At 64.5% G+C, this 6,364-nt stretch carries 6 protein-coding genes; 4 read left to right on the top strand and 2 right to left on the bottom strand.

The genetic code is table 11. The features are described 5' to 3' along the window. Positions 1-153: 153 nt before the first annotated feature. Both G552_RS0102310 and G552_RS0102305 read right to left on the bottom strand, forming a co-directional pair. Positions 154-918: a TIGR00282 family metallophosphoesterase gene (locus G552_RS0102310; protein ID WP_027881547.1), complete on the bottom strand. Its 765-nt coding sequence runs from the start codon at positions 916-918 to the stop codon at positions 154-156. Positions 919-954: 36 nt separating this feature from the next. Next, positions 955-2,964, bottom strand: coding sequence for a thioredoxin domain-containing protein (locus G552_RS0102305; RefSeq protein WP_027881546.1), 2,010 nt, complete (start codon positions 2,962-2,964; stop codon positions 955-957). Positions 2,965-3,038: 74 nt separating this feature from the next. Between G552_RS0102305 and clpS the strand changes: the two genes are divergently transcribed. The 4 genes from clpS to G552_RS0102290 all read left to right on the top strand — a co-directional run bounded on the left by clpS (position 3,039) and on the right by G552_RS0102290 (position 6,356). After that, positions 3,039-3,335, top strand: a complete 297-nt coding sequence (clpS, locus tag G552_RS0102300; protein WP_027881545.1) for an ATP-dependent Clp protease adapter ClpS — start codon at positions 3,039-3,041, stop codon at positions 3,333-3,335. Between the two features lie 76 nt (positions 3,336-3,411). Continuing rightward, positions 3,412-3,729, top strand: a complete 318-nt coding sequence (locus G552_RS16695; protein ID WP_245575086.1) for a hypothetical protein — start codon at positions 3,412-3,414, stop codon at positions 3,727-3,729. A gap of 35 nt (positions 3,730-3,764) precedes the next feature. After that, on the top strand, positions 3,765-4,061 hold the full coding sequence (locus G552_RS16690; protein WP_245575085.1) for a cation diffusion facilitator family transporter: 297 nt from the start codon (positions 3,765-3,767) through the stop codon (positions 4,059-4,061). Positions 4,062-4,106: 45 nt separating this feature from the next. Further along, entirely contained in the window at positions 4,107-6,356 is a 2,250-nt protein-coding gene (locus tag G552_RS0102290; protein WP_027881544.1) for an AAA family ATPase, read from the top strand. The last annotated feature ends 8 nt before the right edge of the window (positions 6,357-6,364 follow it).

Here is a 6,364-nt window from a genome sequence, read left to right as displayed (position 1 = left end):
TAGTCCAGGTCATCGCACTTCGGTGGGTTCATGGGCATCACCCCCTTTGGAGAAGCTTGGCTAAGCACTCTCCTCCTAGCACACAGAAGAATGTCCAGTCAACTGCAACTGCGTAACTCCTATTAGGAAAAGTCGTACAGGAAAGCAGTCAAACTACTCCGGCTCCTCCCAGCGCAACGGCCGTATCTGGATACAGCGCCCCCTCTCCAGCACCAGCTCGGTAGCGCAGAGCATAGCCCGCCCCGCCGCGGCCTTGAACGGGGTGGGCCGCTGGGTGAGGAAGCGGCCTAGAAAGCTCTCGATTTCTCCGCCAATAATCGAGTGAATGGGGCCGGTCATACCCACGTCGCACTGAAAGGCCGCCCCGTTGGGCAAAAAACCGGCATCGGCAGTCTGGACGTGGGTATGGGTACCCAGAAGCGCGCTGATTCTATCGCCCAGATAGTAGCCCAGGGCGTACTTCTCGCTGGTGGCCTCGGCATGAACCTCGAGCAGAGCATAGTCGTGGGGCACCTCCGCCAACAAGGCCTCGCTGGTGCGGAACGGGTCGTAGAGGTTGAGCCCCATGTCCACCTGGCCCATCACCTGCAGCACCAAAAGCTGTTCGCCCCCAGCCTCCAACACCCAGTGCCCCTGGCCGGGGGTGCCGGGCGGGTAGTTCAGGGCCCGAATGATCGGCTCGGTCTTCAAAAGCTCATAGACGTCCTTGTGGTCAAAGGCATGGTTGCCCAGGGTAATCAGATCGGCCCCAGCATTGCGCAGCTTTTTGTAGGCCGACTTGGACAGCCCCTTGCCGTGGTGGGCATTCTCCCCATTGACGATGATCAGGTCGTAGGAAGGCCGCAAGTCGGGCAGGTGCAGGGCCACCGCACGCAACCCTGGATCGCCAAAGACGTCCCCCACAAACAGTACGCGCATAGGCCCAGCTTATCGCCAGGGGCCCAGGCTCAATGGTCAAAAAACCACACCGTTCGGGTATAGGGCCCTAAACTCTGCCCGCAGTTGCTCCAGGCTCTCCGCAGGTAGACGGCAAGCCCCTTGGCGGCACAGGTAGGCCCGCCCCGGCTGGCGCCCCTCTAAAACCGGTAGCGCCCCAGGGGGGCCGTAGGCCAGGGTGGTGAGGGGCAGGAACCATTGACGCGAAAGCTCCAGGCCCTCCGCCGGGGTTGGCAAGGCCAGGTCGGTTCCCTGGGTGCCGATTAGGTGGGCACTCAGCAATCCGGCGAACCCCAGGGGGCTCCGCTTGAGTTGTCCGGCGTGAAAGGCCACCGCCTGTAAGGCCGCCTGGTGCCAGTCGGGGCGGGCATAAAGGCCAGCCAGGCGGAACAGAAGCTCAGCCGCCGCGGCGTTGCCCGAGGGGTAGGGTCCATCGTAAGCATCGCGGGCCACCACCGGCAGGCCTTGGTCCAGCGAGTCACGAAAGGCCCCGCTTGGCTCTTGGAAGTGGGTCAGGATGCCCTCGGCCAGCGTTCGGGCCCGCTCGAGCCAGACCATCTCCCCAGTAGCCTCAAAAAGGGCCAACAAACCCAAAGCGTAGTGGGCCTGGTCGCTCAGGTAGGCCTGGGGCTTGAGCAGGCCGTTGCGCCAGGCATGCCGCAAAAGCCCCTCGTGGTACATCTGTTGCCAGATGAAATCGGCATTTTTTCGGGCGGCCTCGAGGTAGCCCGCCACCCCCAGCCAGCGCCCCACCTCGGCCAAAGCCCGCAGGGCCAAGCCGTTCCAGTCAGCCAGCACCTTGTCGTCGGTAAGAGGAGGCGTGCGCTGGCAGCGGGCCTGGTATAGCCGCTGACGTAGGTGTTCTACCCGGGCCTGATAAGCCTCTGGGCTCAGCCCCCACTGCTGCATCAGGAAGGCATCGCTCAGGCGGCGCTCCAACACGTTGGTGCCCTCCCAGTTGCCTTCAGGCGTAACCCCGAATAGCTGGAGGGCCGCCTCAGCCTCCGACCCCAATACCTGGCGTAGCTCGGCCTCCTGCCAGACGTAAAACTTCCCCTCTACCCCTTCGGCGTCGGCGTCCTGGGCCGACCAGAACCCCCCTTCCGGCCCCTGCATCTCCCGTAGCAGGTAGTCCAGGGTCTCGAGGGCGATGCGCCGGTAGCGCTGGGCTCTTTCCCCCTGGGCCAGCCGGCTGGCCCCGGCATAGACCCGGGCCAACTGGGCGTTGTCGTAGAGCATTTTTTCGAAGTGTGGCACCCGCCAAATGCCGTCCACGGCGTAGCGGTGAAAGCCCCCACCCACCTGGTCGTAGATACCGCCCTCAGCCATGCGATCCAAGGTGCGCTCTAAGTGCTGCCAGGCTGCCTCCTGGCCCAGCCAGGCCAGCGCCAAAAGATAGCCCAGGGCCGGGGCCTGGGGAAACTTGGGCGCCCCACCAAACCCACCCCAGACCGGGTCAAAAGCCCGGGAAAGCCCGGTCAAAGCAACCTGATGTAGTTCCTCGGGCAAGGCCTCGGGGTGTGCCTCGAGCTGGCGTTGCAGGTAGGCCGTTAGCTGCTCGGCGTTTTCCAGCACCTCCTTGGGCTGGTGCTGCCAGGCCTGGTGAATCCCCAGCAACACCCGGCGAAAACTGGGCAGGCCGTGGCGGTCCTCCGGGGGCCAGTAGGTTCCGCCGTAAAAGGGCCGCAGGTCGGGCAACAAAAACATGTGCATAGGCCAGCCCCCCGAGCCGGTCATGGCCTGCAAGGCGGCCATATAGACCTGATCCACGTCGGGCCGCTCTTCCCGATCCACCTTGATGGACACGAAGTGGGCGTTGAGAAAGGCGGCCACCTCGGGGTCTTGGAAGCTCTCCCGTTCCATCACGTGGCACCAGTGGCAGGTGGCATACCCCACCGAGAGAAAGATGGGCTTGTTTTCGGCTCTAGCCTTAGCAAAGGCTTCCTCGCCCCAGGGGTACCAGTCCACCGGGTTGTGGGCGTGCTGCAACAGATATGGGCTGCTCTCTTGGGCTAGGCGGTTGGGCATGCTTAGAGCCTAGCGGCCCTGCGGGCTGGCAAAAGTAAGGAAAGGCGGCCTAGGGTCTGCTAAACTAAAACACCGTGAGCGACAGTGCCACCAAAACCCGCACCCAGGCGGCCACCCGCACCCCGCCTATGTACAAGGTGCTGCTGCTCAACGACGACTACACCCCCATGGATTTCGTGGTGGACATCCTGGTGCGCTACTTCAAAAAGAGCGAGCTCGAGGCCACCCGCATCATGCTTCAGGTGCACCATGCCGGGGTGGGGGTGGCTGGGGTCTATCCTTTCGAGATTGCCGAAACCAAGGTCAACCAGGTCATGCGGGCCGCCAGCGCCCAGGGCTACCCCCTGCAGTGCACCCTCGAGCCCGAGTAAGGGCTGATTCTGACTTCGCAGTATCCAAGGTGCCAGGCGTACAAACCACCACTCTAGCAGGCGGTAGCCTGGGGCCATGTTGCTCCACTGGCAAACCCAGCGCTGGTACCGGCTGGCCTACCTTCTAGCCCTTCTGACCATCGCCTACAACCTGCTCGAGGGCCTGGTCTCGGTCGGCTTTGGTCTGGCCGACGAGTCACTTACCCTATTTGGCTTTGGCCTGGACAGCTTCATCGAGATGATCTCCGGCCTGGGGATTCTAGCCATGGTGCGGCGCATCTGGCGGCACCCGGAAAGCCCCACCGGGCGGTTTGAAAAAACCGCTTTGCAGATCACCGGCACCGGCTTTTATGCCCTGGTGGGCATTCTCACCGCCACGGGCTTTTACAACTGATCACCCAGCACAAGCCCCAGACCACCGTGGCGGGTGTGGTCATCGCGGTTATCTCCCTTTCCTTTATGTGGGCCCTCATCCACTACAAAACCAAAGCCGGGCGGGCCTTGGGCTCAGAGGCCATCCTGGCCGATGCCCAGTGTGCGCGGGTCTGCATGTACATGTCGGGCTTGCTGCTGGCCTCGAGCCTCATCTACAGCGTAAGCGGCATCTGGTTCATAGACAGCCTGGGGGCCTTGGGGCTGGCCTACCTCTCCTTTACCGAAGGGCGCGAGGCCTTTGCCAAAGCCCGCGGCGCCACCTGCGGCTGCCACACCGGCCCCACCGCCTAGGGGCACAATCCGCCCTTTTCGTCCTGCTACACTCGAGGCAGGTGTATGGAAACCCCGCTGACCCCTAGCCTGGAACAGTCCATCCGCCGTGCTTTGGAAATCGCCCTCGAGCGGAGTCACGAGTACGCGGGCCTGGAGCATCTGCTCCTGGCTTTGCTCGATGACCCGGATGCCGCAAGGGTGCTCCAGGCCAACCGCATAGACCTACAGGTGCTGCGCCTGATGCTAGAGGAGTCGCTAAGACAGTTCGAGTCGGTGGCCGGGGCCGAGCCAGTGCCCACCACCGCCTTCCAGCGGGTCATCCAGCGGGCCGTGTTGCAGATGCGCGCAGCCGGGCGCGAGCAGGCCAACGGGGCCAATGTGCTGGTCGCCCTGATGGACGAGCGGCAATCGGCGGCTTATGCCCTTCTGGAACAGATGGGGCTAAGCCGGTTGGACCTGACCCGGGCCATTGCCCGGGGGGCCCTGCCCCAGGGCACCGCCCAGGCGAAACCTAGCCCGTCGGCCCCCGCCGGCGAGGAAGGTAGCGGAGTGGCCGCCAACCCCCTCGAGGCCTACTGCACCAACCTGAGTGCCCTGGGCCGGCAGGGCCGGCTCGACCCCTTGATCGGGCGGGAGGCCGAACTCAAGCGCATGCTCACGGTGCTCTCGCGCCGGCAGAAAAACAACCCCCTTCTGGTGGGTGACCCTGGGGTGGGCAAGACCGCCTTGGTCGAGGGGCTAGCCCAGCGCCTACTGGAGGCGGGCCCTGGCCTACCCGAGCCGATTGTGGGCGCCGAGGTCTTCGCCCTGGACATGGGGGCCCTGCTGGCGGGTACGCGCTACCGGGGCGACTTCGAGGAGCGGCTCAAAGCGGTGGTGAAGGCCCTGGAAGAGCACCCCAAGGCCATTTTGTTCATCGATGAGATTCACACCATCGTGGGGGCTGGGGCCACCACCGGCTCGGTGGTGGACGCCTCCAACCTGCTCAAGCCGGCCCTGACCGGGCGACTGCGCTGCATTGGGGCCACTACCTTTGCTGAGTACAAGCACTTTGAAAAAGACCGGGCCATCGCCCGCCGCTTCCAAAAGATCGATGTACCTGAGCCTTCTTTAGAGGAGGCGGTACGGATTCTAGAGGGGTTGAAGCCTCGCCTCGAGGCCCACCACGGCCTACGCTACACCCGGTCAGCCCTGAAGCGCGCGGTGGCCCTAGCCACCCGCCACCTAACCGACCGGCGCCTGCCCGACTCGGCTTTAGATGTGCTGGACGAAGCCGGAGCCGCCCAGGCCCTCCAACCTCCGGCCCGCCGCAAGCGCCGGATTGGGGTGGCCGAAATCGAGGCCACTGTAGCCCACCTGGCCCGCATCCCGGCCCAAAGCCTTTCCAAGGACGACCAGGCCGTGCTGGCCCATCTGGAAATAGAGCTGAAGAAGGCCGTCTTCGGGCAGGATCAGGCGGTAGAGGAGGTCGCCAGCGCCATCAAGCTGGCCCGGGCTGGGCTGCGCGACCCGCACAAACCCATCGGCGCCTATCTCTTCGCCGGCCCCACCGGGGTGGGCAAAACCGAGCTGGCCCGCCAGCTTGCGGCCTTGCTGGGGGTACCTTTGCTGCGCTTCGACATGTCGGAGTACATGGAGAAGCACTCGGTCTCGAGGCTCATCGGGGCCCCTCCCGGCTATGTGGGCTTCGATCAGGGGGGCTTGCTGACCGATGCGGTGATGCAAAACCCGCACTGCGTGCTCCTGTTGGACGAGATCGAGAAAGCCCACCCCGACCTCTACGCCATCCTGCTGCAAGTGATGGACTATGGCCGGCTCACCGACCACAACGGCAAAAGCGTGGACTTCCGCTCGGTGGTGCTGATTATGACCACCAACGCTGGGGCCGCCGAGGCCAGCGAACGGCGGGTGGGCTTCCTGGGCGGTACCCGGGCTGAGGCCAGCGAGGAGGCCCTGCGCCGCACCTTCACCCCGGAGTTCCGCAACCGGCTGGATGCCATCGTCCACTTCAACCCCCTCTCCCCTGCGGTCATGCGGCAGATTGTGGGTAAGTTCCTGCGCCAGCTGGAAGCCCAGCTCAAAGAACGCCGGGTGGTGTTGGAAATCAGCCCCGAGGCCCTGGACTGGCTGGCCGAAAAGGGCTACGACCCCCTGATGGGCGCCCGCCCTCTGGCCCGGCTCATCCAGGAAGCGGTCAAGAAACCCCTGGCCGACCTGCTGCTCTTCGGTAGCCTGAGGAACGGAGGGCGGCTGCGGGTGGTGCGGCAGGGGGAGGGGCTGGCCCTCGAGGCCTATCCCCTGGGAGATAAATGACCCAACGT

Source organism: Meiothermus rufus DSM 22234 (genome assembly GCF_000423425.1).
Lineage (GTDB): Bacteria > Deinococcota > Deinococci > Deinococcales > Thermaceae > Meiothermus > Meiothermus rufus.
The sequence above is the reverse complement of the archived record's forward strand: the minus strand, read 5'-3'. Positions and strand labels throughout refer to the sequence as shown.

Bases quoted from the DNA above. Each gene is read 5' to 3' on its own strand.
- G552_RS0102310 (WP_027881547.1), bottom strand. From the start codon at position 918: ATGCGCGTACTGTTTGTGGGGGACGTCTTTGGCGATCCAGGGTTGCGT.
- G552_RS0102305 (WP_027881546.1), bottom strand. From the start codon at position 2,964: ATGCCCAACCGCCTAGCCCAAGAGAGCAGCCCATATCTGTTGCAGCAC.
- G552_RS16695 (WP_245575086.1), top strand. From the start codon at position 3,412: ATGTTGCTCCACTGGCAAACCCAGCGCTGGTACCGGCTGGCCTACCTT.
- G552_RS0102290 (WP_027881544.1), top strand. From the start codon at position 4,107: ATGGAAACCCCGCTGACCCCTAGCCTGGAACAGTCCATCCGCCGTGCT.